The sequence below is a fragment of the Metabacillus litoralis genome (assembly GCF_007994985.1).
In the GTDB taxonomy this organism is placed as follows: Bacteria; Bacillota; Bacilli; order Bacillales; family Bacillaceae; genus Metabacillus; species Metabacillus litoralis.
In genome coordinates this window covers 215,767-242,761 of record NZ_VOQF01000007.1, presented here as the reverse complement: position 1 = coordinate 242,761, position 26,995 = coordinate 215,767, and the positions used below count along the sequence as shown (strand labels likewise).

Below are 26,995 nucleotides of genomic sequence, written 5' to 3'. Positions count from 1 at the left end.
AACTTCCTAACACGATAAACAATTTTACCACCTTTAAACTTCAGCTGTGAACACATGTTTAGTAATAGCTGACGGTCTTCCCGTTATCGATTTAAAGCCATATCTAATTTTTTTGCATTTTTTTTAAATGCAAGATCAATGATTTAATTAGATATTGGGAATAAGGGTGGAACCACGATCCATTGACTAGAGTATAACTCGTCCCTTTTATAGGGGCGGGTTTTATTTGTTTTTAAGGGGATTTTAGAAATTTCCAATAGCTGATAATTTTAAAAGATACTTTTGCCGTGTTTTAGGTGGTACGGCTATGAGCCACTTATAAATAGAATGTAAACATTTGCTTTCCTTTCTATTTATAAGTGTCTTATACAACGGATCTAATTCAAGAGGCACAACTAATTTAAGATGATAGAGGAGTGAACAAGGATGTCAGACGTTATAAAGATTGCGTTCCCAGACGGAGCTGTTAAGGAGTTTGCTAAAGGTACCACAACTGAAGATATTGCGGCATCCATAAGCCCAGGTCTAAAAAAGAAATCTTTAGCTGGAAAATTAGATGGACAAGTAATCGATTTACGTACACCTATTCAACAAGATGGTGCGATTGAAATTGTTACACAAGATAGCGGAGAAGCGCTTGAAATCATGCGTCATTCAACTGCACATTTAATGGCCCAAGCAATAAAGAGGATATATAAAGATCAATCTGTAAAGCTTGGTATTGGACCTGTTATTGAAAATGGTTTCTACTATGACATTGACATGGAGCATGCAATAACACCAGAAGATTTACCAGTAATTGAAAAGGAAATGAAAAAGATTGTAAATGAAAACTTAGATATTACACGAATTGAAGTAACTCGTGAAGAAGCTAAGCGTCGATATGAAGAATTAGAAGATCCACTAAAGCTTGAGCTGCTAGAAGTAATTCCAGAAGGAGAAGCAGTATCTATTTATGAGCAAGGTGAGTTTTTTGATTTATGTCGTGGAGTACATCTTCCTTCAACAGGGAAAATCAAGGAATTTAAACTACTTAGTGTCGCTGGTGCTTACTGGCGTGGAGATAGTAAAAATAAAATGCTACAACGTATTTACGGAACAGCCTTTTTTAAGAAAGCTGATTTAGATGAGCATCTACGTATTCTTGAAGAAGCAAAAGAGCGTGATCATCGTAAGCTTGGTAAGGAGTTAGGCTTGTTTGCTACATCACAAAAGGTAGGGCAAGGTTTACCATTATGGCTTCCAAAAGGTGCAACTATTAGACGAATTGTAGAACGTTACATAGTTGATAAGGAAGAGCGACTAGGCTATCAGCATGTATATACTCCAGTTCTAGGAAGTGTAGAGCTTTATAAAACATCAGGTCACTGGGAGCATTACCAAGAAGATATGTTTCCGAAAATGGAGATGGATAATGAAGATCTAGTACTTCGCCCAATGAATTGTCCTCATCATATGATGATTTATAAAAATGATATTCATAGCTACCGTGAATTACCTATTAGAATTGCTGAATTGGGAATGATGCACAGATATGAAATGTCAGGTGCTTTAACAGGTTTACAGCGTGTTAGAGGAATGACATTAAATGATGCACATATTTTTGTACGCCCAGATCAAATCAAAGACGAGTTCATCCGTGTTGTTCGTTTAATCGAAGCGGTTTATAAAGACTTTGGTATTGAGAAATACTCATTTAGATTGTCGTATCGTGACCCTGAAGACAAAGAAAAATACTTTGACGATGATAGCATGTGGGAAAAAGCACAAAGCATGTTAAAAGGTGCAATGGATGAGTTAGGTCATGATTATTTTGAAGCAGAAGGAGAAGCTGCATTTTATGGCCCTAAGCTTGATGTTCAAGTAAGAACAGCACTTGGTAAAGATGAGACTCTTTCAACTGTTCAACTGGATTTCTTACTACCAGAACGTTTTGATTTAACATATGTAGGTGAAGATGGTAAGCAGCATCGACCAGTAGTCATCCATCGTGGAGTTGTATCAACAATGGAACGTTTTGTTGCTTTCCTTATTGAAGAATACAAAGGGGCATTCCCAACTTGGCTTGCACCAACTCAAGTTCAAGTCATTCCAGTGTCTCCTGGTATCCATCTTGATTATGCTAAACAAGTACAGGAAGAGCTTCAAGAAGCTGGATTACGTGTTGAGTTAGATGCTCGTGATGAAAAAATTGGCTACAAAATTCGTGAATCACAAATGCAAAAAATTCCTTACATGCTTGTTGTAGGTGATAACGAAATCGCAGAAAAAGCTGTTAATGTTCGTAAATATGGTGAGCAAAAATCTGAAACACTTGCGTTTACTGAGTTTTTACAGAGCATAACAAATGAAGTAAAAAGATAAGTATAGTTTTCAGTAAAATGAGTTGAAGCAGAAATAATTTGATTTTAACACTAATAAGAGCTTTTAAATAAAAGTGTTGCAGAATGATTCTTGGTCTGATAGAATAACATATGTTGTTGAAATAAACATATAGCATCTACTTGCAATATCTTTTGTTCGATGTTATAATGTTCAAGGTAATTGAATAGTCTTTCATATATACAAGTAGAAGCACCCGCTTCTCACCTGATTGACACATCCGTTTGTAGTTGACAGGTTGCGATGAATTTTTATATACAATCGTAGTGTGGGTGTTTATACATCCGCACTTTTTTATTTTACAATAAAAAAACCAAGATCTATCTACAATTAAACGGATTTGAAAAACTACTATTCAGTTTGATAAAACCTTGGAGGTGGCTAATTATTAGCAAAGATATGATGGTAAATGACGGAATCCGCGCACGTGAGGTTCGTCTGATCGGTGCCAATGGAGATCAGCTTGGAATTAAATCTCGTCAAGAGGCGTTAGAAATTGCTACTAGAGCTAACTTAGATTTAGTTTTAGTTGCACCAAATGCAAAGCCTCCTGTATGTCGCATCATGGATTACGGAAAATTCCGTTTTGAACAGCAAAAGAAAGACAAAGAGGCTCGTAAAAATCAAAAGATCATTAATTTAAAAGAGGTTCGTTTGAGCCCAACTATTGATGAGCATGACTTTAACACTAAGCTTCGAAATGCACGTAAGTTCTTAGAAAAAGGCGATAAAGTAAAAGCTTCTATCCGTTTCAAAGGCCGTGCCATTACACATAAAGGAATTGGTCAAAAGGTGCTTGATCGATTCTCAAGCGAATGTGCAGATTTAAGTACAATTGAGTCTCATCCAAAAATGGATGGTCGTAGCATGTTCTTAGTATTAGCACCGAAAAACGAAAAGCAATAATTCTTAAGGAGGAATCCCTTATGCCAAAAATGAAAACACACCGTGGAGCTGCGAAACGTTTCAAAAAGACCGGATCTGGTAAACTTAAACGTTCACATGCTTACACTAGTCACTTATTTGCTAACAAATCTACAAAAGCTAAACGTAAACTACGTAAATCAACTGTAGTAAGCAAAGGCGATTTCAAACGTATTCGTCACTTATTAGACAATATTAAATAATCGGAACATCGTAATATAGGAGGGAATTTACATGCCAAGAGTAAAAGGCGGTATCGTTTCACGTAAACGTCGTAAAAAAGTATTAAAATTAGCTAAAGGTTATTTCGGTTCTAAACATACATTATACAAAGTTGCTAACCAACAAGTAATGAAATCATTAATGTATGCTTACCGTGACCGTCGCCAGAAAAAACGTGACTTCCGTAAGCTTTGGATTACACGTATCAATGCAGCTGCACGTATGAATGGTCTTTCTTATAGCCGTTTAATGCATGGCTTAAAGCTTGCTGGTATCGAAGTAAACCGTAAAATGCTTGCTGATATAGCTGTAACAGATGAAAAAGCATTTGCTCAATTAGCTGACGCTGCAAAAGCTCAACTAAGCAAATAATAGATAAACATAAAAGAGTTGATTCCTAAGTGGATCAGCTCTTTTTTAGCTTCGTGTTGGGAAATGAATGTTACTATATAGAGAGAAAAGGAGAGATATTAAATGATCTTTATATTTTTATACTACATAATAATAAATGTTATTGGTCTAGCTTTAATGGCTACTGATAAAGGGAGAGCTAAACGCAAGGAATGGAGAATCAAAGAATCTACATTGTGGTCTGTATCTCTAATAGGTGGTGCACTTGGGAGTTATATTGGAATGAGGTTATATCGTCATAAAACAAAGCATACTTCATTTAAAGTTGGCTTGCCTTTGCTAGTTTCTTTACATTTTGGTTTAGTTTTATATCTAGCTGTATTTTAAATGGTGATTTGAGGATCTGAGCAATTTTCATGGTGCGGGAGTGACTTCCCGACCAGATTTGGATGTTATTACAGCTAAAAAAGCTGTAATAGTATGTGAAGCAGCAAGTAAGTTTGAGTAATATTATTTGAGAACGTTTTCAAATGCTTTTTCCAACCTACATATAGGTTTTTTTTAGCTAACAAGAGTTATAGAAAAAATTTATCAGCGATTTTTTGAATTTATCGTCGATTTTCTCGATTTATCGTCGATTCTGCAAATTTATCAGCGATTTTTCGGATTTATCGTCGATTAGACATTTTTCGACAAAATACACCTCTATTGAGAAAAAGCCCACTTACAAAGAAAGCCACCACATCCTTAGATTGCCACCTTCTGCAAAACTGATTCCATATACTCAAGAAGTTATCCGTCCAATGAATTAGCATAAATCACAAAAATTCTCGTAAAATGTATAAACACTACTAACCTGCCAGAATGACAAACAAGAAAGTGGTGATTAAAATCGAGCTTGCGACGTCTACTGTTTTAACTGCCATCCAAACTACAGGATTATTTGCACCGCTATTCTTTATTCTATTTCATATCATTAGACAATTTCTGTTTATTCCAGTAGCTGTTGTTTGTGTTGCTGGTGGTATTTTATTTGGTACCGAATTAGGATCGCTATATTCAGTTGTAGGCCTTACTTGTGCAAGTATTACTTTTTATTTGTTTTCCAGGCTGTTTCCTAAATTATTACATCGATTTGTGAAAATGAAAGAAAAATGGATAGGTGCGTACACCTATTTTTCAACTGGCCAAATTATGGTTTTACGCTTGATTCCACTTGTAAACTTTTCACTTATCTCTCTTTGCATTTTAGAAAAAACAAAAGGATTTATGAGATATGTGAGGCTTTCATTTATCACTCATATACCTTCATCACTATGTTTTACCTTTTTAGGGGCATCAATTCAAAATTTGTCACCAATATTGATTGGTTCAATCTTGTTAACCTTGCTATTTCTTATTTATTTTTTAAGAGAGAAACAGGTCTTTATCAAGTGGGAAGATTTCTTTTTAAAAGAAAAAGGTACAGCTCGACAATGAACTGTACCTTTTATTACGAATTAGACTTTGATTTAAGTTTCTTATTTCTCACGTTTTTTCACAAGAAGCTCTTTAATTGGACTTTTCCAATCAATCTTTGCGTGTGGATAACGTTTTTTTATTTGGTTCTCTACATATGAAAAATCTTCTAATGTTAATCCTTGTAGTGAACTAGTGTTTTTTGCCCATATAAAAATGGAGACAACCTCAAACGAATGTGTTGTTGTACCTAAGTATTTTTCTCCTTCAAATAATACACCTTTGTAGGTTAATAAAAAATTTTTTCGGACATTTTCTTTATCATCTAAGAAATGAAATTGTTTTTGTTCATGAGCTAATTCAAGTTTACGCTTTGGATTAAATAAATATTTGAATCCAGAATAAATAAGAAATAGAATGAAAATGATTAAAAGCAGCCTTAATAATATAACAAACATTTTTAACCCCTCCTGAGGGTATTTTTCCTTATTTACGATTTAGGAAGCGAAAAGGTTTCAAGTTTTTTTCAATTTGTTATAATTTTTTAGTAGGATATTTTTATTGGAGGCAAAATTGACGGTTATTTCAAGTTTATATCAAATGCAATAACAATTAGATCTAAGAATTGAAACACAGCATTAGTTAGAAAAGGTAAAACAATAGAGCGAAAATACTGGTGTTTTGTCATGAATGAGAAAATGATAGATCAATAAAAAGAATTAGGAATATTTTTTCAAAAAAAAAAAAACAGAAGATACTTATACTAAATCAAGGGAGAGCTAAATTTGAAATATAAGTTGAAGGTAAAGTTATTAAATAAAGATGCTTTATTACCACTTCAAGCTAATAAAGGAGATGCTGGATTAGATTTGTATTCTAATGAGGAAAAAGTAATTATGCCTGGGGAGGCTGAGTTGATAAGCACAGGTATTAGTATTGAGCTTCCTGAAGGAACTGAAGCACAAGTTAGACCAAGAAGTGGTTTAGCATTAAAGCATTCAGTAACTGTATTGAACAGTCCTGGAACAATTGATGAGGGTTATAGAGGAGAAATTAAAGTGATCTTAATAAACCATGGAAAAGATGAGTTTAAAGTAGAAAAGCACGTAAGAATTGCACAAATGGTTATTGCTCCAGTTCCGAAAGTTGAATTAGTTCAAGTTGAAGAATTATCTGGCTCTGCAAGAGGTGAAGGTGGATTTGGTTCATCTGGTTTGAAGTGAAATGTATTCAGGTATTACCCGGCAAAATAAAATATGTCAGTTCAGCAAGTAGAAGAAGCGTATGTTTCTAAAAATGAAGTAAATCATATAAGAGACAACAGCAAGGTTAATTAAGACAACCATATCAGAAGTTCGTTCAGGTATAGTTCTTTCATGTATAATGAAGAAGATTGTTAATTAAGGAGGATTTACATAATGGCTAAACTAGATGAAACATTAACAATGCTTAAAGATTTAACAGATGCAAAAGGGATTCCAGGAAACGAGCGTGAAGTTCGTGATGTTATGAAAAAATACATATCGAGTTATTCTGATGAAGTTACAACAGATCATCTTGGAAGTTTAATTGCTAAAAAAGTAGGTCAAGAAAACGGACCTAAAATCATGATTGCAGGTCATTTAGATGAAGTTGGGTTTATGATTACCCAAATTGATGACAAAGGTTTCTTGCGTTTTCAAACGGTAGGTGGCTGGTGGTCACAGGTTATGCTTGCACAACGAGTGACGATTGTAACAAATAAAGGTGATGTAACTGGGATTATTGGTTCGAAGCCACCACATATTTTACCTCCAGAAGCTCGCAAAAAACCAGTTGATATTAAAGATATGTTTATTGATATTGGGGCATCAAGTAAAGAAGAAGCTATTGAATTTGGTGTAAAACCTGGAGATCAAGTTGTTCCATATTTTGAATTTACTGTTATGCAAAATGAAAAGATGCTTCTTGCAAAAGCATGGGATAATCGCATTGGGTGTGCAATTGCAATTGATGTGCTTAAAAATCTTACAGAAGTAGATCACCCTAATGTTGTGTACGGTGTTGGAACTGTTCAAGAAGAGGTAGGACTACGTGGAGCTCGTACATCTGCAAACGTAATTCAGCCAGACATTGCATTTGGCGTTGATGTTGGAATAGCTGGGGACACACCAGGAATTTCTGAAAAAGAAGCTGCGAGCAAAATGGGTAAAGGTCCACAAATCATTCTTTATGATGCCTCAATGGTATCTCACAAAGGGTTACGTGATTTAGTAACAGATACAGCTGATGAATTAGATATACCTTATCAATTTGATGCGATTGCTGGTGGTGGAACTGATTCAGGTGCTATTCACATTTCAGCAAATGGTGTGCCTGCTTTATCAATAACAATTGCTACTCGATATATTCACTCACATGCAGCAATGCTTCACCGAGATGATTATGAAAATGCCGTGAAATTAATTACTGAGGTTGTAAAACGTTTAGATCGCGATACTGTGAATAAAATTACATTTGAATAACAAAAAAATGCTGGGACATAAGTACCCAGCATTTTTTAAAGTTTTGTATTATTTCTTTAATCCTTGTTCTAAAGTTGCCAACATTTCTTGTTTATCTTGATCATTTGCATTTTGCCAGATTACCTCGAAAAGAACTCCTAGACCTGGTAGCATTTTTTCTTCTCCACTTTGAATGGCATCAACAATTGTATCTTGTAGCTGACCTTGATCGTTTCCAGAAACATTTGAAATAACAGCATGACGAAGATTTAAATTCATTAATATCAACTCCTTTGCAGAAATGTTACTACTTATCCTATAGCATTTGTTAAACGATAAAATATTATGTATGATGAGAAAGAGAAAATGTAAATGCACTTAAAAGGAGTATGAATGTGGACCGAATTGAATCAGTAAAAAACTCTAAAGTAAAACAATGGCGTAAGTTGCACACAAAAAAAGAACGTGAAGCAACAGGCACATATATTATAGAAGGATTACATTTAGTTGAAGAAGCATTAAAAACGAAAGACATCATTAAGGATTTAATACTGTGTGAAGATATCACGATGCCAACACATTGGAATGTAGATGGCTTAAATATAATTTTAGTGACAAATGAGATCATGAAGGCTATAAGTGATACAGAAGCTCCACAAGGTGTAGCGGCAATTTGTGAATTTCAAAATCAGCATACACCAAACACATGGAAGAAAATTCTTTTAGTTGATAGTGTTCAAGATCCGGGTAATCTGGGTACAATTATTCGTACAGCTGATGCTGCAGGAATTGATGGTGTTATTTTAGGAGAAGGAACAGTGGATCATTATAATTCAAAGGTTATACGATCTAGTCAAGGCTCCATTTTTCACTTGCCAATTGTTAAGGGAAACTTGCTAGAAAAGGTAATGGATTATAAGGAGCAGCAAATTCCGATTTATGGAACTTCTCTACAAAACGGGATAAGTTACAATGAAGTAAAATCTACTGAGCAATTTTGCTTAATCATTGGTAATGAAGGTAGTGGAGTTAACGCTGATCTACTTGAGAAAACAGATAAAAATTTATTTATTCCAATATATGGTGGTGCTGAATCATTAAATGTTGCTATCGCAACAGGAATTCTCTTATATCATTTACGTGGGTAGCCTTGCAGTAACATTTTGTTTTGATTATAATAAGATAGAAATTACATATGAAACAAAACGATGACAGAGCATAGTAATTTATCATTCGTTCATTCAGGGATAAAGTGCCTTAGACTGAAAGCACTTTTATGATAGAGATAAATGAATTCACCTCTCGAGTTGACACTTAGACCATATGATAAATATGTAAAGGTGTTCCGGTTTTTACCGTTATGGAAATGAAGTGAGTCGTATGAGTTTTTCTATGTACGATTAACAAGGGTGGTAACGCGAATTCAAACTCGTCCCTTTCTGGGATGGGTTTTTTATTTTGCAAAAAAAGCTACTTTTAGAATGGCTTTAGTAACTAAACAAATGAAGTAAAACAGAAAGCCTAAAATAAGGAGGAAAAAATGATGCAGGAGCAATTAAAACAGCTGCAACAAGAAGCGCTTGAAAAGATTGAACAAGCGCAGGAACTAAAAGCGTTGAATGATATACGTGTTGCATACTTAGGAAAGAAAGGCCCTATTACAGAAGTGCTACGTGGAATGGGGAAATTGTCTGCTGAAGAACGACCAGTAATGGGAGCTCTAGCAAATGAAGTTCGTGAAGTGATTGCAAATGCTATTTCAGGTAAACAAGAGCATTTAGAACAGCTAGCAGTAGAAGAAAGACTAGCAAACGAAACAATTGATGTTACTTTACCGGGGAGACCTGTAAGAGTAGGAAATCATCACCCAATAACAGCAGTTGTAGAAGAAATAGAGGACCTGTTCCTTGGCATGGGGTATCAAATTGCAGAAGGACCTGAAGTTGAAACAGATTATTTCAACTTTGAAGCATTAAATCTTCCAAAAGGTCATCCAGCTCGCGATATGCAGGATTCCTTTTATATAACTGAAGAATTGCTTTTACGTACACATACTTCTCCAGTACAAGCTAGAACAATGCAAAAACATGAAGGTCAGGGACCAGTGAAAATCATTTGTCCTGGTAAGGTGTATCGCCGTGATAATGATGATGCAACACATTCACATCAATTTACACAAATCGAAGGACTTGTGGTAGATGAAAACATTAGCATGAGTGACCTTAAAGGTACACTTGAAGTGTTTGCGAAGAAAATGTTTGGTGAAGAACGTGAAATTCGCCTACGTCCAAGCTTCTTCCCATTTACAGAGCCTTCAGTTGAAGTTGATGTGTCTTGCTTCTCATGCGGAGGAAAAGGCTGTAATGTATGTAAAAAAACTGGCTGGATCGAGATTTTAGGAGCAGGAATGGTTCATCCTAATGTTCTAGAAATGGCAGGCTTTGATTCTAAGAAGTATAGTGGTTTTGCATTTGGAATGGGTCCTGAGAGAATCGCAATGTTGAAATATGGTATTGATGATATTAGACATTTCTACACAGATGATGTGCGTTTCTTAAAACAATTTAAACGAGCGTAAATAGGAGGATTTAAACATGTTTGTTTCATATAAATGGTTAGCAGAATATGTTGATTTATCAGGCATTACTCCAGATGAATTGGCAGAAAAAATTACACGTAGCGGAATTGAAGTTGAAGGTGTAGATGTCTTAAATGAAGGCATGAAGGGTGTAGTGATCGGGCATGTTGTTGAAAAAGAACAACATCCGGATGCAGATAAACTCAATAAATGTCAGGTTGACCTCGGTGATGGTGAACTTGTCCAAATTATTTGCGGAGCAAAAAACGTTGATAAAGGTCAAAAAGTAGCTGTTGCGACAGTTGGAGCTGTGTTACCTGGCAATTTTAAAATAAAAAAAGCTAAGCTTCGTGGTGAGGTTTCTAATGGAATGATTTGTTCGCTACAAGAACTTGGCATTGAATCAAAGCTAGTTGCCAAAGAATATTCTGAAGGTATTTTTGTTTTCCCGAGTGATGTTGAAGTTGGAAAAGATGCATTAGCACAATTAAATTTAGATGATGCGGTTCTTGAGCTAGGGTTAACGCCAAATCGCTCAGATGCTTTAAGCATGTTAGGTGTTGCACATGAAGTGGCAGCCATTTTAAGTCGTGAAGTTAAATATCCTGAGATTTCTTATGACAAATCTTCGGAAAAAGCTTCATCTGAAGTAAGTGTTAAGGTTGATGCAACAGAAGATAACCCATTATACATTGCTAAAGTAATTAAAAATGTAACAGTTGCTCCATCTCCACTATGGATGCAAACACAATTAATGGCAGCAGGAATTCGTCCACACAATAATGTTGTCGACATAACAAATTTTGTTCTTCTAGAATACGGTCAACCACTACATGCGTTCGATTATGATCGTTTTGGTTCAAAAGAAGTTCTTGTTCGTCGAGCTAATGATGGTGAGAAGATCGTTACATTAGATGATCAAGAACGTACATTAACATCTGACCATTTAGTGATAACAAATGGAACAGAACCAGTAGCATTAGCTGGTGTGATGGGTGGAGCAAATTCAGAGGTTCAAAATGATACAAAAACCATTTTATTAGAATCTGCATTATTTAATGGTCAACGAATACGAACGGCTTCAAAAGATCATGGTTTAAGAAGTGAAGCTAGTGCTCGTTATGAAAAAGGTGTAGATCCAAATCGTGTTCAAGCTGCAGCAGAACGTGCAGCACAACTGATCTCTTTATATGCAGGGGGAGAAGTTTTAGAAGGATCTGTTGAAGTTCAGTCAGCTTCATTTGAACCTGCTGTTGTGCAAACTACAGTTGAGAAGGTTAACAGAATTTTAGGAATGAATATTTCTGCTGAAGAAATGAAATCTATCTTCGACCGACTGCAGTTTGGTGTTGAGCTTGATGGATCTACATTGACTGTAACTGTTCCAACTCGCCGTGGAGATATAACAATAGAAGAGGATTTAGTTGAGGAAGTAGCAAGACTATATGGTTATGACAATATTCCAACTACATTACCAGTAGGTCAAGCGATTCCAGGTAAATTAACTTCTTATCAAGAAAAACGTCGTAAAGTACGTCGTTATCTAGAAGGAACAGGTTTATATCAAGCAATCACATATTCACTAACAAGTGAAGAAAAAGCTGCTAAATATGCATTAGAATCTGCAGAATTAACAAAGCTTTCTTTACCAATGAGTGAAGAACGAAGTGTTCTACGTTTAAGTCTTCTTCCTCATTTATTAGATGCACTAAGATATAATGTAGCAAGACAAATTGATCAAGTAGCTTTATATGAAGTGAGTTCTGTTTTTCTATCACAAGGAAAAGATACTCAACCACTTGAAAAAGAAAGATTATCAGCTGCAATTACAGGATTATGGCACTCACATTCTTGGCAAGGCGAAAAGAAGCCAGTTGATTTTTATGTTGCTAAAGGAATAGTTGATGGTCTTGTTTCACTATTAGGCTTAACAAATCAAATTGAGTATAAGCAAGCAAAGCGTGAAGGTATGCACCCTGGTCGCACAGCAGAGGTATATTTAGGTGATAAGCTTGTTGGTTTTGTAGGTCAAATTCACCCTACGGTTCAAAAAGAATTAGATTTAAATGAAACATATGTCTTTGAGTTATCTTTAGAAGATCTATTAACTTTTGATATTGAAGAAACACGCTTTGAGGTTATTCCACGTCACCCTTCTATCACAAGAGATATCGCTCTTGTTGTAGATAAGAATGTTATCGCAGGTGATATTGAGAAGGTGATCACTGAAGCTGGTGGAAAAATGTTAAAAGATGTATCTGTTTTTGATTTATACGAAGGAGATCGTCTTGAAGAAGGTAAAAAATCTGTTGCATTCTCATTACGTTATTTCGATCCGGAAAGAACTTTAACAGATGAAGATGTGACAAAAGTGCATGATAAAGTGCTAAAAGCTGTTGAAGAAAAAGTGAATGCTTCTTTACGTGGCTAAAGGTAATTAAAAAGAGGAATCATCTCAATTTTAGAGATGATTCCTTTTTGTTTGACTTTTTTAACGTAATGTATAGCTTCTGTTTTGTCGAAATTTGCAGAATCGCTGATAAATTTGGAAAATCGTCGATAAATCATTAAAATCGATGATAAACTGAACCAATCCTTTAACATGACTGAAAATTAGACTGCATTCTAGGGATTTACCCCCTTATTAAGACCTCACAAGCTGTTGTATTTACCTTTTCGCAATCTTAAGTGCTTTTTCGGTATTAGCAAAATGCTTTTTCGTAATCGATGCTAAAAATTCCCCGCCATTTCTTTTTATAATCTTCGCAGCAGCTAGATCTACGTGAGCTCCTGCACCTTTTGGTATCGTTACACCAGCAATTTCTGATAATCGATCAAACTCTTTTACAAATGAATACCTTGCAATAATGGAAGCTGCTGCAACTGCCAAATGAATGCCTTCAGCTTTTGTTGAGAAATAGGTTTTTTCATCAGGGAGTTTTTTTCCAGCTAGATGTTTAAAGTATATAGTAGGATCAACAAATTGATCAATTAATAGTCCGTCAGGTTTTTGTGGTGCAATTTTACTTAATAAATTATTAATTGCTTGATTATGTAGTAAAGCTTTCATTTTACCTTGTGACATACCTTGCTGTTGAAGTTCATTATATTTCTCATTATGTAACACAAGTAAACTATAAGGAATTGTATTAATAAGGTTTTTCGCTATTTCGATAATTTGTGGATCTTTTATATTTTTTGAATCTTTTACACCTAGTTCTTTAAGCAAAGGAATTTGCTCTTTTTGCACATAAGCAGCAACTACTGTTATAGGTCCAAAAAAATCTCCAGTTCCTACCTCATCTGAACCAATAATTGATAAACTTGCAATATTTGAAGGTGGTTGATAACTTGTTGGCGTTTTACTAGATAAAGCTGGCTTTTCTTTTTGCTCTAATTTAGTTCCCCATTTTGTTGATTCCGCTTCTGCAGATCCACCTTGGAATAAGACCTTACCTGATTTGTATGCAGTAATTGTACATCCATCTATTTTCGCAGAGAAAACAGCTCCTGGAGGTATTTTTGCTGTTTTATGAATTGAGTAATGAGCATCCATTTTATTAATAATAGATTGATTTACTTTAATAACAGAGTTTGCCAATAGGGACATCCTTTCTAGTACTTGATTTTACTCTTTTAAGAGTCTATTGAACTTCTTCCCATATCATTAAGCTTCGTGTTATGATAAGGAATAGGATTTGCAGGAAATGGAGGATTTATCGTTGTCAAATCGCCCTAAATCGAAAACAACAGTAGATATATATAGTCAACAATATTCAATTATTGGTTCAGAAAGTACGAGCCATATTCGGGCTGTTGCTTCAATTGTTGATGATAAAATGCGAGAGATTAATAGTAAAAACCCTTCTCTTGATATAAATAAGCTAGCTGTGTTAACAGCGGTAAATGTTGTGCATGACTATCTGAAACTAAAAGAAGACTATGAAAAATTAGAGAAACAATTAATAGAAAAGGATTGAAGCCAAGAAATGCTAGATTTCGTATTATTTATTATTTTAATGTTTGGGATACTAGTCGGCTTAAAACGCGGATTTATCCTTCAATTTATCCATTTAACTGGGTTTGTTGTAGCCTATATAGTAGCATACCAGTATTTTGATGATCTTGCACCGAAATTAAAGCTTTGGATTCCATACCCTGTAACAAGTGAGGGACCAGCAATACTCACATTATTAAGTGGGGAAGATCTCGAAGGAGCTTTCTATCGAGCGGTAGCGTTCGTTATATTATTTATAGGAACAAAAATTGTTATGCAAATCATTGGTTCTATGTTAGATTTTGTTGCATTATTACCAATTTTAAAGCAATTAAATCGTTGGGCTGGTTCAATTTTGGGATTTCTGGAATCATATCTGGTTTTATTCATACTCCTTTTTATAGGCGCGTTACTACCAATTGAACAAATCCAACTTGCCTTAGATCAATCTGTACTTGCAGATTTAATTGTTAATCATACTCCATACTTCTCTGATAAAGTTAATGAGCTCTGGATTCAATACATATCATCATAAGAGGCTGACTTAATGAAACAATGCTTCCTCATAATCAATATTGGTTTGAGTGTCATAAATCATTCATTACTAGTGTTGTACGGAGGAAAATGTTTTTTTAAGTCAACCTCTTTTTTCTAGTTACAATTTAAGGTGGGAGACAGTTAAAATGCATAACAGATCAACAGTAGACCAACTCTTGAAGACGAATTGATCTGCTTTTCTGATTTTAATTCTAAAATGATAAGATTAACTTATATAGTGATCTTTGTAACCAAGTATTGACGTAAAAGATAAAGGTCATTCTATGATAAAATAGATGAAGAGTTCTAAAGGGTTTCCCCATTATAAGACAATTTTTTTCGGAAATGATTCTGTTAAATTCATAATAATGGAGCGGATTTTAAACGTAACGTAAATTATTGATAGGTCTTTACTTACTTAAGGTTCAATAAATAGTTTTGATATATATGTTGAAAATAGAATACATCAATACCGGTAAAAAATTGTACATTTGTATTTTTTATTTGTATCATTTTTAATAACAAGTTACATATAGAGGTGAAAAGAATGGAATTACATAAAAAGGACGTAATTCGTCTATTAGAAAAGATTGCAGTATTAATGGAGTTAAAAGGAGACAATCCCTTTAAAATATCAGCATTTAGAAAAGCGGCAAATGCACTTGAAGTTGATGATAGAAGCTTATCACAAATAGATGATTTTACTAAAATCGCAGGAATTGGAAAAGGAACATCTGCTGTTATTAAAGAGTTTGTTGATTCGGGAAAATCTGAAGTTCTTGAGCAACTGGAAGAGGAAGTTCCTTCAGGGTTATTACCTCTACTAAAGCTACCAGGTCTTGGCGGTAAAAAAATTGCTAAGTTATATAAAGAACTAAATATCGATTGTGTAGACTCCTTAAAGCAAGCATGTGAAGACAATAAAATTCAAGCTTTAGCAGGCTTTGGCAAAAAATCAGAAGAAAAAATATTAGCTGCTATAGCTGAAATGGGAAATAGACCAGATCGTTTACCGTTAGCTTTTATGCTACCGATATCAGAAGATATTGAGCATTATTTGCAGCAATGTGAAGGGATAGACAAATTCTCCAAAGCCGGAAGTCTTAGAAGAATGAGAGAGACAATAAAAGACTTAGATTTTATTATTGCAACAAATCATCCTGAAAAAGTAAGGAATCAGTTATTAGCGATACCAAAGCTTTCTGAAATTATCGCAAGTGGTGACACAAAGGTTTCGATCCAACTTAGCTATGAATATGGTGTTAGTGTTGATTTTAGATTAGTGAAGCCAGAAGAATTTGCCACAACACTTCATCATTTTACTGGTTCAAAAGACCATAATGTTAGAATGAGGCAGTTAGCTAAAGAGCGTGGAGAAAAAATAAGCGAGTATGGAGTTGAAAATATTGAAACAAACGAAGTGAAAACGTTTGAAACAGAGGCAGACTTTTATGAGTATTTTCAATTACCACATATTCCACCTGAATTAAGAGAAGATGGAACTGAGGTTGAATTATTCCATCATGAAACAAAGTCAAAGTTAATTACTTTAGATCATATAAAAGGCGATCTTCATATGCACTCTACCTGGAGTGATGGGGCATACACGATTAGAGAAATGGTTGAGGCATGCAGAAAAAAAGGCTATAAATATATAGCTATTACTGATCATTCGCAATATTTAAAGGTTGCAAATGGACTAACATCAGAACGATTAAGAGCACAACGTAAAGAAATAGATGCTTTAAACGAAGAGTATAGTGATATAACCATTTTAGCAGGTGTAGAAATGGATATTTTACCTGATGCTACATTAGATTATGATGATGAATTATTACAAGAGATGGATCTCGTCATTGCCTCTATCCATTCGAGTTTTTCACAATCGCAGGAAGTGATTATGGACCGATTAAAAACAGCTTTAAAGAACAATCATGTTGATATCATTGCACATCCAACAGGAAGAATTATTGGCAAAAGAAAAGGATATGACGTAGATATAGATATGCTTATTGAGCTGGCAAAAGAAACGAATACCGCTCTTGAGTTAAATGCAAATCCTAATCGTTTAGATTTAAGCTCAGAATATATTAAAAAGGCTCAGGAAGCGGGAGTAAAACTAGTCATTAACACTGATGCTCATAATATTGATATGCTTGAACATATGACAATCGGTGTATCAACTGCAATAAAAGGCTGGATTAAAAGTGAAAATGTCATAAATACATGGGATATGAACCAATTACAAGCCTTCTTAGATAGGCACCATCATTAAAATGATCAACTATTGTGAAGATAAGAAATATTAATGAACACATGGATAAAGGGAAATGGTGCTAGTGCTATTTAGAAAAAGTACATTGCATTTCATAGGAGGTTTATCGTTTTGCAGCAAAAAGTACTACATGTATTAGAGTTTGAAAAAGTAAAAGATCAGCTTGTTCAGCATGCATCTTCTTCTTTAGGGAAGGAAAAAGCAAAGGCGTTAATTCCTTCAACTAATTTTCAAGAAGTGGTGATTGCTCAGGAGCAAACAGATGAAGCAGCTAAAGTATTACGCTTAAAAGGAAATGTCCCACTAGGTGGACTTGTTGATATAAGAACAACAATGAAAAGAGCTAAAATCGGCGGGATTTTGAATGCAGTTGAATTAAATGAAGTTTCAGGAACACTATATGCAGCTAGGCAAATGAAGAGATTTATTGAAAAGATGGTGGAGGAAGAGATTGAGCTTTTTCATTTACCAGTTTTTGCTGATAAAATTGTCGTCTTACAAGAAGTAGAAAGGAAAATTTCTGAATGTATTGATGATAATGGCTATGTTCTAGATAGTGCAAGTGTTGCATTAAAAGGCATTCGTCAGCAATTACGAACAACAGAAGCAAGAGTTAGAGATAAATTAGAGTCAATGATTCGTTCGTCATCCGCATCAAAAATGCTATCAGATGCCATTATTACGATAAGAAATGAACGATTTGTGTTACCAGTTAAACAGGAATATCGTGCCTCTTATGGAGGAATTGTTCATGATCAGTCAAGCTCTGGAGCAACATTATTTATTGAGCCTCAAGTTATCGTTGATTTGAACAACACACTTCAACAAGCGAAGGTCAAAGAAAAGGTAGAGATTGAACGAATTTTAACGATTTTATCTAATGAAGTGGCTGAATTTAGTGATGACATATTACAAAATGTGTATTGTCTTGCTGAGTTGGATTTTATGTTTACAAAAGCTAAGTATGCTAAGAAAATGAAGGGCACTAGACCTGATGTTAATGAAAATGGAATTGTTAGGTTGGTAAGGGCTCGTCATCCTTTATTAGCTGAAAATGAAGTTGTTCCTAATGATATTGAGCTAGGTACAGATTTTACTACGATTGTTATAACAGGTCCTAACACAGGTGGTAAAACAGTAGCATTAAAAACGCTAGGTCTTTGTACGATAATGGCACAAGCTGGATTACAAATACCTGCAATGGATGGCTCTGAAATTGCTGTATTTCAAGCTGTATACGCAGATATTGGTGATGAGCAATCAATCGAACAAAGCTTAAGTACCTTTTCATCACATATGGTGAATATAGTCGATATTCTTGATAAAGTTGATCATAAAAGTTTGGTGTTATTTGATGAGCTAGGAGCTGGAACCGATCCTCAAGAAGGAGCTGCACTTGCTATTTCTATTTTAGATGAAGTGTATAACAGAGGAGCTCGTGTTGTGGCAACTACGCATTATCCAGAGCTTAAAGCATATGGTTATAACCGTAGTGGGGTTATTAATGCAAGTGTTGAATTTGATGTTGCAACATTAAGTCCAACTTACAAGCTGTTAATAGGGGTGCCTGGCCGAAGTAATGCTTTTGAAATATCCAAACGATTAGGGTTGCAGGAAAAAGTGATCAATAAAGCAAAAGCACAAATGACTGATGAGCATAATGAAGTAGATACAATGATTGCTTCATTAGAAACTAGTAAAAAAACAGCTGAAAATGAGTTAATAGAAGCTGAAAAAATCCGTAAAGAAGCAGAACAGCTCCATAAAGAGCTACAGAAGCAAATACTAGAGTTTAATTCACAACGAGATGCTTTGTATGAAAAAGCAGAGCGTAAAGCACAAGAAAAAGTAGAGGAAGCTTCACAAGAGGCTCAGAAAATAATCCATGATCTACGAAAAATGAGAAAAGAGCAACATGCACAAGTGAAAGAGCATGAGCTTATTGATGCAAAAAAACGGCTGGAAGATGCGTTACCACAATTTGAAAAAAGTAAAAAAATTGATAAAAGTCAACCTGTTACACAATCCTTACAACCTGGAGATGAAGTGAAAGTAATAAGTTTTGATCAAAAAGGTCATTTAATTGAAAAAGTAAGTGATAATGAGTGGCAGGTACAAATGGGTATTATGAAAATGAAGGTGAAGGAAAAAGATCTTCAATATATAAAAAGGCCTAAACAGGAAATACAGGAAAAGCCTTTAGCAACTGTAAAGGGTAAGGATTATCATGTGTCACTAGAACTAGATTTACGTGGTGAACGGTATGATAATGCGTTGTTAAGAGTTGAAAAATATTTAGATGATGCTGTTTTAGCTGGTTACCCTAGAGTTTCTATTATTCATGGTAAAGGAACCGGGGCTCTTCGCACAGGTGTTAAAGAGCTGCTTAAAAATCATCGAAGTGTGAAGAGTACACGTTTTGGAGAAGCAGGAGAAGGTGGCTCTGGTGTAACAGTTGTTGAACTCAAATAGCAGGGAGAGGAATAATGAATACATTTTGGGAAAATGACTTAGTTCAGACTGCTGCTTATTACAGCGTTGTTGTTTTATGTATAATCGTATTTTTAACAATTTTTGAGCTTGTTACTAAATATAAAAACTGGGACGAGATTCAAAAAGGAAATATGGCAGTGGCAATGGCAACAGGTGGGAAAATTTTCGGAATAGCTAATATCTTTCGTTTTTCAATAAACCAACACGACAGTGTGTTGGAAATGATGGGTTCGGGATTATTTGGTTTTATTTTGTTATTGTTAGGTTATTTTATTTACGAATTTATGACACCCAAATTTAAAATCGATGAAGAAATTCGAAAAGATAATCGAGCTGTAGGTTTTATATCACTCGTTATTTCAATAGGTTTGTCATATGTTATTGGGGCTAGTCTGTAAGGAGAGTGTAATGTGGAAACATTAGCTAAAGTCATGTTCGGCCTTTGTGGGGTCTTTATTTTAATAGGAGTTATTTTTTTAGTTTTTTTCTAACGTTTTTATCATTTATTATCTCTAAATGCTAAAAAATAAAAGTTCACAAAAACAGCCTTTTCTGAAATAGTATTTTCAGTATTGTAATAAAAAGGAAAGTCTATATACAAAGGCCTGACCCATTATGGAGTCAGGCCTTTGTATTATTTAAAAATATTTATATTTCTGAAAAAAGAAAAATCTGCTATACTTTTCACAAGGGGAGATAACAGTTTTTAGTTATTAGATTTCAAGGGGGAGATAAGATGGAAGTGCAAAAACCTTGGTTAACTTTATATCCAGAAGAAATTCCTCACGAATTATTGCTTGATGATGGTAAGTCATTACATGATTATCTTAAGCAATCTGCATTAGAATTCCCAACAAAAACGGCGATACATTTTCTAGGGAAAGAGCTATCATATTCAGAGGTTTACAATCAATCTTTGAAGCTGGCTAATTATTTCCAATCTCTTGGTTTACAAAAGGATGAACGTGTTTCAATTATGTTACCTAACTGTCCTCAAGCAGTGATTGCATATTATGGGGTTTTGTTAGCTGGAGGAATTGTTGTTCAAACAAATCCACTTTATATGGAAAGAGAGCTTGAATATCAGCTAAAAGATAGCGAGTCCACATTTATTATTACGTTGGATTTGTTATATCCGAGAGTTTCTAAAATGAAAGCGTTAACAAAAATTAAACATATTATTGTAACAAGTATTAAAGACTATTTACCTTTCCCTAAGAATCTTTTATATCCAATGATACAGAAAAAGCAGAATCAATTAGTTGTAAAAGTTGAGCATGAAGGAACAACACATCAGTTTAAAAAAATCATGGAAATAGCACAACCTGATATTGAGATACATGATTGTGATCCGATTAACGATATTGCACTTCTTCAATATACGGGTGGAACAACAGGATTTCCTAAAGGGGTAATGTTAACTCATCATAATGTTGCATCAAATACAAAAATGTGTTCAACCTGGATGTATAAATGTAAAAGAGGAGAAGAATCGATTTTAGGAATTATCCCATTTTTCCATGTGTATGGAATGACTACTGTTATGAATCTCTCTGTTATGCAGGGCTATAAAATGATTCTCTTACCGAAGTTTGATGCAAAGGATGCACTAAAAACAATAGGAAAATTAAAGCCAACTTTATTTCCAGGTGCACCTACAATTTATATTGCATTATTAAATCATCCAGACATTCAAAAATATGACCTGTCTTCAATTAAATGCTGCATTAGTGGATCTGCACCACTACCAGTTGAGGTTCAAGAGAAATTTGAGCAAGTTACTGGTGGACGTTTAGTCGAAGGATATGGATTATCTGAAACCTCTCCTGTTACACATGCAAATTTTATATGGGGGGAAAGAAAAAAAGGCAGTATTGGTGTACCATGGCCAAATACAGAGGCAATCGTTTATTCATATGAACGCGATGGGATAGCTGAACCAAACGAGCTAGGAGAAATAGCTATTCGTGGGCCTCAGGTTATGAAAGGATATTGGAATAAAAAAGAGGAAACAGAAGCCACTTTTAAAGATGACTGGTTACTTACTGGAGATATTGGCTATATGGATGAAGCTGGCTATTTTTACATTGTTGATCGTAAAAAGGATATGATCCTTGCAGGTGGTTATAATATATATCCTCGTGAAATTGAGGAAGTATTATACGAGCATGAGAAAGTACTAGAGGTTGTTGTTGCAGGTGTACCTGATCCGTATCGAGGAGAAACAGTAAAGGCTTATATTGTTTTAAAAGATGGGCAAGATGCTACAACTGAAGAATTTAATGAATATGCTCGTAAGCATTTAGCAGCATACAAAGTACCGCGCATCTATGAATTTAGAGACGAACTTCCAAAAACAGCAGTTGGGAAAATACTTAGACGTGCATTAGTTGATGAAGAAAAAGAAAAAATGAAAAATGCTAACTAAATAAATAAGAGAACCATTTGGTTTAGCATGGTTCATTTTCTTTTACTGAAATTGTATCATGCTAATTTGTTTTCAATCTAAGATCAATAGTAGACTCTTTTGTTGATTAATATTGACCTAACTAAACAGTAATTTTATATTAGAGGATTTACTTACGCAACCAAGTCTCCGAACATAGCCTTTATAGTTACGAATAAAATCTATTTTTTTATGAAATAGTATTGACATAATAGAAAGGAAAAACTATGATTAAATTATGAATGATGATTCATTCATTTCAAAAGGAGAGTTTAGATTGAAACAGAAAAAACCAAAATACAAACAAATAATTGATGCAGCAGTTATTGTAATTGCTGAAAATGGCTACCATCAAGCACAGGTTTCGAAAATTGCAAAGCAGGCTGGTGTAGCTGATGGAACCATTTACCTCTACTTTAAAAATAAGGAAGATATTCTCGTATCTCTTTTTCAAGAGAAAATGGGAAACTTTATAGAAAAAATTGAAGAGGAAATTGAGTTAAAGCAAACAGCTGCTGAAAAGCTTTACTCTCTTATAGAAAAGCATTTTTCTTTATTATCAGAAGATCATCATTTAGCCATTGTAACACAACTTGAGCTTAGACAATCAAACAAAGAGCTAAGATTAAGGATCAATGAAGTGTTAAAAGGATATTTAAATGTTGTAGACAAAATCATAACTGCTGGTAAAGAAACAGGAGAATTTAAAGCAGAGCTAGATACAAGGATAGCTAGACAAATGATTTTTGGTACAATCGATGAAACCGTAACAACATGGGTTATGAATGAACAAAAATACAATTTACCGAAACAAACCGCAAAAGTTCATAGTTTATTTATTAACGGTTTTGCAAACTAAGTATAAGAAACATTTTATCTTTAGAAGTTGAAGTTCATCTCTATTTCTAAAGATAAGGTGTTTAAAATATAGTCATTTTCCTACATGATAAAAAATATAGTAAAAGGATTGATACTAGTCTAGTCATAGGAGGAAAGAAGAATATGGGACTTTTAAAAGTAAATATATCTGATTTCATAGCAATTGTAACAATTGATAATGCACCAGCAAATGCTTTAGCATCAGGAGTTTTGAAAGAGCTTTCAAACCTTTTGGATGAATTTGAGAATAATGAAGCTGTTAGAGTGATCATTTTACATGGTGAAGGCAGATTCTTCTCAGCTGGCGCAGATATTAAAGAATTTGTACAAGTACCATCTGGTGAAGAGTTTGCTAAATTAGCATCTAATGGTCAAGATCTATTTGAACGTGTTGAGAATTATAGCAAGCCTGTTATAGCTGCGATTCATGGTGCAGCATTAGGCGGTGGATTAGAGCTAGCGATGTCCTGTCATATTCGACTTGTAACTAATGACGCAAAGTTAGGATTACCAGAACTACAATTAGGCATCATACCAGGTTTTGGTGGTACTCAACGATTACCAAAATATGTAGGTACAGGCCGTGCATTAGAAATGATGCTAACAAGTGAACCGATTTTAGGCTCAGAGGCTGTAAAGTTAGGTCTTGCTAATCATGCACATCCCGAAGAAAAACTTTTAGAGGAAACCAAAGCGTTAGCAAGTAAATTTGCTCAAAAAAGTCCCAATTCAGTAAAAGCTGTTATAGAGCTTTTAAATATTGCCAAAACTGAAACTTACCAAAATGGAATGAAAAAAGAAGCAGAACTATTTGGTGGTTTGTTTGGTAGTAATGATGCGAAAGAAGGTATTACAGCATTCATTGAGAAGCGAAAACCAAACTTTACAGGTAAATAATTACTAATAACATATTGTGTTATATAGAGGTAAAAGAGATCTGTTTTTTCCTTTTTAAAACTACTTAATGAACATGGGGGAATGGGAAATGAATATCTTTGTAATGATGAAAAGAACATTTGACACTGAGGAAAAAATCACTGTACAAAATGGACAGATTAGTGAGGATGGAGCAGAGTTTATTATCAATCCTTATGATGAATATGCGATAGAAGAAGCAATTCAAGTTCGTGATGCAAATGATGGGGAAGTTACAGTTGTAACAATTGGTGGAGAAGAGTCTGAGAAAGAATTAAGAACAGCATTAGCAATGGGGTGTGATAAAGCTGTTTTGATTAATATTGAAGATGATCTTGATGAAGGTGATCAATATACAACTTCGAGAATATTAGCAGAATTTTTTAAAGATAAAAATGCTGATTTAATTATTGGTGGAAATGTTGCTATTGATGGGGGATCAGGTCAAGTTGGTCCGCGTTTAGCAGAGTTACTTAATATTTCATACGTAACAACAATAACAAAGCTTGAAATCGATGGAGATAAAGCAACTGTTACAAGAGATGTTGAGGGTGATTCAGAAGTAATTGAGACAACATTACCCCTGCTAGTAACAGCTCAACAAGGTCTAAATGAACCGAGATACCCATCTTTACCTGGAATCATGAAAGCAAAGAAAAAACCACTGGATGAGTTAGAACTCGATGATCTTGATTTAGAAGAAGATGATGTAGAGCCAAAAACAAAAACGATTGAAATATATTTACCACCGAAAAAAGAAGCAGGAAAAGTGTTAGCAGGTGAGCTTGAGGATCAAGTAAAAGAGCTTGTAACACTACTTCGTAATGAAGCAAAGGTTGTTTAATCATAGATTAATAGAGTGATAGGGAGAAAAATATTTGAACAGGGGGAAATAATCATGGCTAGAAAAGTACTTGTATTAGGTGAAGCTCGTGATCAATCATTAAGAAATGTATCTTTTGAAGCAATTGCAGCAGGTAAAACCATCTCTGAGGGTGGAGAAGTAATCGCTGTATTACTAGGTGACCAGGTTGAATCGCTTGGTAAGGAGTTAATCCACTATGGAGCAGATCGTGTAATAATAGTGGAGGATGCAAAACTTAGCACATACACTCCTGATGGTTATTCTCAAGCAGTTTTAGCTGTAATTAAAGAGGAAAATCCCGAGGGTATTGTGTTTGGACATACAGCGTTAGGAAAAGATCTATCACCAAAAGTAGCGGCAAAGCTAAGCTCAGGACTAATTTCTGATGCAACCTCCATTGAAGTTGCTGGTGGGAATGTCGTGTTTACACGTCCAATTTATTCAGGTAAAGCTTTTGAAAAGAAAATCGTAACAGATGGAATCATTTTTGCTACGATACGTCCAAATAATATTAGTTCATTAGAAAAAGATGAGTCTAGAACAGGTGATGTTCGTGCTTTATCTGTCGAGATCAAGGATTTACGTACAATTGTTAAAGAAGTAGTCCGCAAAGCTACTGAAGGTGTCGATTTATCAGAAGCAAAGGTAGTTATTGCAGGTGGTCGTGGAGTAAAGGGTGAGGATGGTTTTGAACCATTGAAAGAATTAGCTGACGTTCTTGGCGGAGCAGTTGGGGCATCGCGTGGTGCATGTGACGCGGAATATTGTGATTATTCTTTACAAATCGGCCAGACAGGGAAGGTTGTAACACCTGATTTGTACATTGCTTGTGGAATTTCCGGTGCGATCCAACATTTAGCTGGAATGTCAAATTCTAAAGTTATAGTGGCTATTAATAAAGATCCAGAAGCAAATATATTCAAAGTTGCTGATTACGGAATCGTAGGCGATCTTTTCGAAGTAGTTCCGTTACTAACAGAAGAGTTTAAAAAGTTAAACGTACACGCATGAAAAAGGTAAAAGCACGCTTTAAGTGTGCTTTTACCTTTTTTTTATTTGTGTATTTAAGAATTGTTGAAATTCGCTAAAGAAGGTGTGAAAGTCTTAAAGAGAGCAATTGGAGCGCAAAGTTAAGATCATGGTCAGTATGTAGTATAGGAGAATGGTCGATAAACTGAACTTTCGCTTTGAAGCGGTAAGAGAGTAGCAGGCGCGCAAAGATGAGAGCATGGTCGACAAATACAGGAGAATGGTCGATAAACTGGGTTTGATGGTCGGTAAGAGAGCAGCAGGCGCGCAAAGTTGAGAGCGTGATCGATAAATACAGGAGAATGGTCGATAAACTGGGTTTGATGGTCGACAAGAGAGCAGCAGGAGCGCAATGATGAGAGCATGATCGACAAATACAGAAGAATGGTCGATAAACTAGGTTTGATGGTCGGAAAGAGAGCAGCAGGAGCGCAAAGTTGAGACTATGATCGACAAATACGGGGTAATGGTCGATAAATTTGGTTTGATGGTCGGAAAGAGAGCGGATGGCGCGCAAAGTTGAGAGCATGATCGATAAATACAGGAGAATGGTCGATAAACTGGGTTTGATGGTCGACAAATACAAAAGGATGGTTGAAAAAATCAATTAGATGGTTTGCTTGAAAAATTAAGAGTAAAAAAACTATGTTTTAATCGTGAATCATAGGGAAAAGTAAAGTAGAAGCAAATTGTTCGCTTACTTACTATGTGAATGCTATAATTTAAACATATTTTAACCAACATATTAGGAGGAATTTCAATGGCTATAACAAATGTAACAGATCAAACTTTTTCAGGTGAAACAAACGAAGGTGTAGTATTAGTAGATTTTTGGGCACCATGGTGCGGACCATGTAAGATGATTGCTCCAGTTCTTGAAGAACTTGATACAGATATGGGAGATAAAGTGAAGATTGTTAAAGTTGATGTTGATGAAAACCAAGAAACAGCTGGTAAATTTGGTGTTATGAGTATCCCAACTTTATTAGTATTAAAAGATGGCGAAGTTGTTGACAAAGCTGTTGGATATCAACCAAAAGAAGCACTTGCAGAAGTTTTGAACAAGCACCTTTAATTTCTAAAAAAAAGTTATTTTTCATACACAAAAGGGATTGACATATGTCAGTCCTTTTTTCTTAGATCAAGAGGATCCAACTTTTA

General features: G+C 34.8%; 25 protein-coding genes and 2 other annotated features. Of the genes, 22 read left to right on the top strand and 3 right to left on the bottom strand.

The features are described from left to right. Positions 1–426: 426 nt before the first annotated feature. The 6 genes from thrS to FS935_RS14020 all read left to right on the top strand — a co-directional run bounded on the left by thrS (position 427) and on the right by FS935_RS14020 (position 5,358). Positions 427–2,364, top strand: coding sequence for a threonine--tRNA ligase (gene thrS / locus FS935_RS14045; RefSeq protein ID WP_146949273.1), 1,938 nt, complete (start codon positions 427–429; stop codon positions 2,362–2,364). 196 nt (positions 2,365–2,560) lie between these two features. Next, positions 2,561–2,684 (top strand) — a sequence feature (ribosomal protein L20 leader region). An 82-nt stretch (positions 2,685–2,766) separates the two neighbouring features. Beyond that, positions 2,767–3,288: a translation initiation factor IF-3 gene (infC, locus tag FS935_RS14040; RefSeq protein ID WP_168714488.1), complete on the top strand. Its 522-nt coding sequence runs from the start codon at positions 2,767–2,769 to the stop codon at positions 3,286–3,288. A 20-nt stretch (positions 3,289–3,308) separates the two neighbouring features. After that, the gene (rpmI, locus tag FS935_RS14035; protein WP_066326889.1) at positions 3,309–3,509 is read left to right on the top strand and encodes a 50S ribosomal protein L35; all 201 of its coding nucleotides are present in this window, start codon (positions 3,309–3,311) and stop codon (positions 3,507–3,509) included. 31 nt (positions 3,510–3,540) lie between these two features. Further along, positions 3,541–3,900, top strand: coding sequence for a 50S ribosomal protein L20 (gene rplT, locus FS935_RS14030; protein WP_146949269.1), 360 nt, complete (start codon positions 3,541–3,543; stop codon positions 3,898–3,900). 102 nt (positions 3,901–4,002) lie between these two features. Continuing rightward, the gene (locus FS935_RS14025; RefSeq protein WP_146949267.1) at positions 4,003–4,266 is read left to right on the top strand and encodes a DUF1294 domain-containing protein; all 264 of its coding nucleotides are present in this window, start codon (positions 4,003–4,005) and stop codon (positions 4,264–4,266) included. 492 nt (positions 4,267–4,758) lie between these two features. Then, the gene (locus tag FS935_RS14020) at positions 4,759–5,358 is read left to right on the top strand and encodes a TVP38/TMEM64 family protein (RefSeq protein WP_240050913.1); all 600 of its coding nucleotides are present in this window, start codon (positions 4,759–4,761) and stop codon (positions 5,356–5,358) included. A 41-nt stretch (positions 5,359–5,399) separates the two neighbouring features. On the opposite strand, the gene FS935_RS14015 is transcribed toward FS935_RS14020, so the two are convergent. Continuing rightward, positions 5,400–5,795, bottom strand: a complete 396-nt coding sequence (locus tag FS935_RS14015; RefSeq protein WP_146949263.1) for a sigma-w pathway protein ysdB — start codon at positions 5,793–5,795, stop codon at positions 5,400–5,402. A gap of 327 nt (positions 5,796–6,122) precedes the next feature. Here FS935_RS14015 and dut point away from each other — a divergent pair, with 327 nt between their 5' ends. Beyond that, the gene (gene dut / locus FS935_RS14010; RefSeq protein WP_146949261.1) at positions 6,123–6,560 is read left to right on the top strand and encodes a dUTP diphosphatase; all 438 of its coding nucleotides are present in this window, start codon (positions 6,123–6,125) and stop codon (positions 6,558–6,560) included. Between the two features lie 195 nt (positions 6,561–6,755). Then, complete coding sequence (locus tag FS935_RS14005; RefSeq protein WP_146949259.1) at positions 6,756–7,841, top strand: M42 family metallopeptidase; 1,086 nt, start codon at positions 6,756–6,758, stop codon at positions 7,839–7,841. Between the two features lie 48 nt (positions 7,842–7,889). Here the strand turns inward: FS935_RS14005 and sspI are convergent, their stop codons facing one another. Next, on the bottom strand, positions 7,890–8,099 hold the full coding sequence (gene sspI, locus FS935_RS14000; protein WP_146949257.1) for a small acid-soluble spore protein SspI: 210 nt from the start codon (positions 8,097–8,099) through the stop codon (positions 7,890–7,892). Between the two features lie 116 nt (positions 8,100–8,215). On the opposite strand from sspI, the gene FS935_RS13995 reads away from it, so the two are divergent. The 3 genes from FS935_RS13995 (at position 8,216) to pheT (ending at position 12,829) form a co-directional block, all read left to right on the top strand. After that, entirely contained in the window at positions 8,216–8,968 is a 753-nt protein-coding gene (locus FS935_RS13995; RefSeq protein ID WP_146949255.1) for a TrmH family RNA methyltransferase, read from the top strand. 51 nt (positions 8,969–9,019) lie between these two features. Further along, positions 9,020–9,260 (top strand) — a binding site (T-box leader). 103 nt (positions 9,261–9,363) lie between these two features. Next, positions 9,364–10,398, top strand: a complete 1,035-nt coding sequence (gene pheS / locus FS935_RS13990; RefSeq protein ID WP_146949253.1) for a phenylalanine--tRNA ligase subunit alpha — start codon at positions 9,364–9,366, stop codon at positions 10,396–10,398. Positions 10,399–10,414: 16 nt separating this feature from the next. After that, on the top strand, positions 10,415–12,829 hold the full coding sequence (gene pheT / locus FS935_RS13985; protein ID WP_146949251.1) for a phenylalanine--tRNA ligase subunit beta: 2,415 nt from the start codon (positions 10,415–10,417) through the stop codon (positions 12,827–12,829). Between the two features lie 237 nt (positions 12,830–13,066). Here the strand turns inward: pheT and rnhC are convergent, their stop codons facing one another. After that, complete coding sequence (rnhC, locus tag FS935_RS13980) at positions 13,067–13,999, bottom strand: ribonuclease HIII (RefSeq protein ID WP_146949249.1); 933 nt, start codon at positions 13,997–13,999, stop codon at positions 13,067–13,069. Positions 14,000–14,120: 121 nt separating this feature from the next. On the opposite strand from rnhC, the gene zapA reads away from it, so the two are divergent. The 11 genes from zapA (at position 14,121) to trxA (ending at position 26,909) form a co-directional block, all read left to right on the top strand. Then, complete coding sequence (zapA, locus tag FS935_RS13975) at positions 14,121–14,378, top strand: cell division protein ZapA (protein WP_146949247.1); 258 nt, start codon at positions 14,121–14,123, stop codon at positions 14,376–14,378. Between the two features lie 9 nt (positions 14,379–14,387). Further along, positions 14,388–14,930: a CvpA family protein gene (locus FS935_RS13970; protein ID WP_146949245.1), complete on the top strand. Its 543-nt coding sequence runs from the start codon at positions 14,388–14,390 to the stop codon at positions 14,928–14,930. 549 nt (positions 14,931–15,479) lie between these two features. Next, on the top strand, positions 15,480–17,207 hold the full coding sequence (gene polX / locus FS935_RS13965) for a DNA polymerase/3'-5' exonuclease PolX (RefSeq protein WP_146949244.1): 1,728 nt from the start codon (positions 15,480–15,482) through the stop codon (positions 17,205–17,207). A 111-nt stretch (positions 17,208–17,318) separates the two neighbouring features. Further along, entirely contained in the window at positions 17,319–19,679 is a 2,361-nt protein-coding gene (locus FS935_RS13960; protein ID WP_146949242.1) for an endonuclease MutS2, read from the top strand. A gap of 14 nt (positions 19,680–19,693) precedes the next feature. After that, positions 19,694–20,098 (top strand): DUF350 domain-containing protein, encoded by a 405-nt coding sequence (locus FS935_RS13955; protein WP_146949241.1) that lies wholly within the window; start codon positions 19,694–19,696, stop codon positions 20,096–20,098. A gap of 338 nt (positions 20,099–20,436) precedes the next feature. Next, positions 20,437–22,128 (top strand): AMP-binding protein, encoded by a 1,692-nt coding sequence (locus FS935_RS13950; protein WP_146949239.1) that lies wholly within the window; start codon positions 20,437–20,439, stop codon positions 22,126–22,128. Positions 22,129–22,423: 295 nt separating this feature from the next. Beyond that, complete coding sequence (gene fadR, locus FS935_RS13945; RefSeq protein ID WP_146949238.1) at positions 22,424–23,005, top strand: fatty acid metabolism transcriptional regulator FadR; 582 nt, start codon at positions 22,424–22,426, stop codon at positions 23,003–23,005. A 143-nt stretch (positions 23,006–23,148) separates the two neighbouring features. Continuing rightward, the gene (locus FS935_RS13940) at positions 23,149–23,922 is read left to right on the top strand and encodes an enoyl-CoA hydratase (RefSeq protein WP_146949237.1); all 774 of its coding nucleotides are present in this window, start codon (positions 23,149–23,151) and stop codon (positions 23,920–23,922) included. Positions 23,923–24,010: 88 nt separating this feature from the next. Then, positions 24,011–24,784 carry an electron transfer flavoprotein subunit beta/FixA family protein gene (locus FS935_RS13935; protein WP_146949235.1) on the top strand — a complete coding sequence of 258 codons (774 nt, stop codon included), beginning with the start codon at positions 24,011–24,013 and terminating at the stop codon, positions 24,782–24,784. A 54-nt stretch (positions 24,785–24,838) separates the two neighbouring features. Next, on the top strand, positions 24,839–25,816 hold the full coding sequence (locus tag FS935_RS13930) for an electron transfer flavoprotein subunit alpha/FixB family protein (protein ID WP_146949233.1): 978 nt from the start codon (positions 24,839–24,841) through the stop codon (positions 25,814–25,816). 778 nt (positions 25,817–26,594) lie between these two features. Then, positions 26,595–26,909 (top strand): thioredoxin, encoded by a 315-nt coding sequence (gene trxA / locus FS935_RS13925; RefSeq protein WP_146949231.1) that lies wholly within the window; start codon positions 26,595–26,597, stop codon positions 26,907–26,909. Positions 26,910–26,995: the final 86 nt, after the last annotated feature.

Excerpts from the sequence above, each read along its gene's own strand:
- thrS (WP_146949273.1), top strand. The coding sequence starts at position 427 with ATGTCAGACGTTATAAAGATTGCGTTCCCAGACGGAGCTGTTAAGGAG.
- rpmI (WP_066326889.1), top strand. The coding sequence starts at position 3,309 with ATGCCAAAAATGAAAACACACCGTGGAGCTGCGAAACGTTTCAAAAAG.
- rplT (WP_146949269.1), top strand. The coding sequence starts at position 3,541 with ATGCCAAGAGTAAAAGGCGGTATCGTTTCACGTAAACGTCGTAAAAAA.
- FS935_RS14025 (WP_146949267.1), top strand. The coding sequence starts at position 4,003 with ATGATCTTTATATTTTTATACTACATAATAATAAATGTTATTGGTCTA.
- FS935_RS14015 (WP_146949263.1), bottom strand. The coding sequence starts at position 5,795 with ATGTTTGTTATATTATTAAGGCTGCTTTTAATCATTTTCATTCTATTT.
- FS935_RS14005 (WP_146949259.1), top strand. The coding sequence starts at position 6,756 with ATGGCTAAACTAGATGAAACATTAACAATGCTTAAAGATTTAACAGAT.
- sspI (WP_146949257.1), bottom strand. The coding sequence starts at position 8,099 with ATGAATTTAAATCTTCGTCATGCTGTTATTTCAAATGTTTCTGGAAAC.
- pheS (WP_146949253.1), top strand. The coding sequence starts at position 9,364 with ATGCAGGAGCAATTAAAACAGCTGCAACAAGAAGCGCTTGAAAAGATT.
- pheT (WP_146949251.1), top strand. The coding sequence starts at position 10,415 with ATGTTTGTTTCATATAAATGGTTAGCAGAATATGTTGATTTATCAGGC.
- FS935_RS13970 (WP_146949245.1), top strand. The coding sequence starts at position 14,388 with ATGCTAGATTTCGTATTATTTATTATTTTAATGTTTGGGATACTAGTC.
- polX (WP_146949244.1), top strand. The coding sequence starts at position 15,480 with ATGGAATTACATAAAAAGGACGTAATTCGTCTATTAGAAAAGATTGCA.
- FS935_RS13955 (WP_146949241.1), top strand. The coding sequence starts at position 19,694 with ATGAATACATTTTGGGAAAATGACTTAGTTCAGACTGCTGCTTATTAC.
- FS935_RS13950 (WP_146949239.1), top strand. The coding sequence starts at position 20,437 with ATGGAAGTGCAAAAACCTTGGTTAACTTTATATCCAGAAGAAATTCCT.
- FS935_RS13940 (WP_146949237.1), top strand. The coding sequence starts at position 23,149 with ATGGGACTTTTAAAAGTAAATATATCTGATTTCATAGCAATTGTAACA.
- FS935_RS13935 (WP_146949235.1), top strand. The coding sequence starts at position 24,011 with ATGAATATCTTTGTAATGATGAAAAGAACATTTGACACTGAGGAAAAA.
- FS935_RS13930 (WP_146949233.1), top strand. The coding sequence starts at position 24,839 with ATGGCTAGAAAAGTACTTGTATTAGGTGAAGCTCGTGATCAATCATTA.
- trxA (WP_146949231.1), top strand. The coding sequence starts at position 26,595 with ATGGCTATAACAAATGTAACAGATCAAACTTTTTCAGGTGAAACAAAC.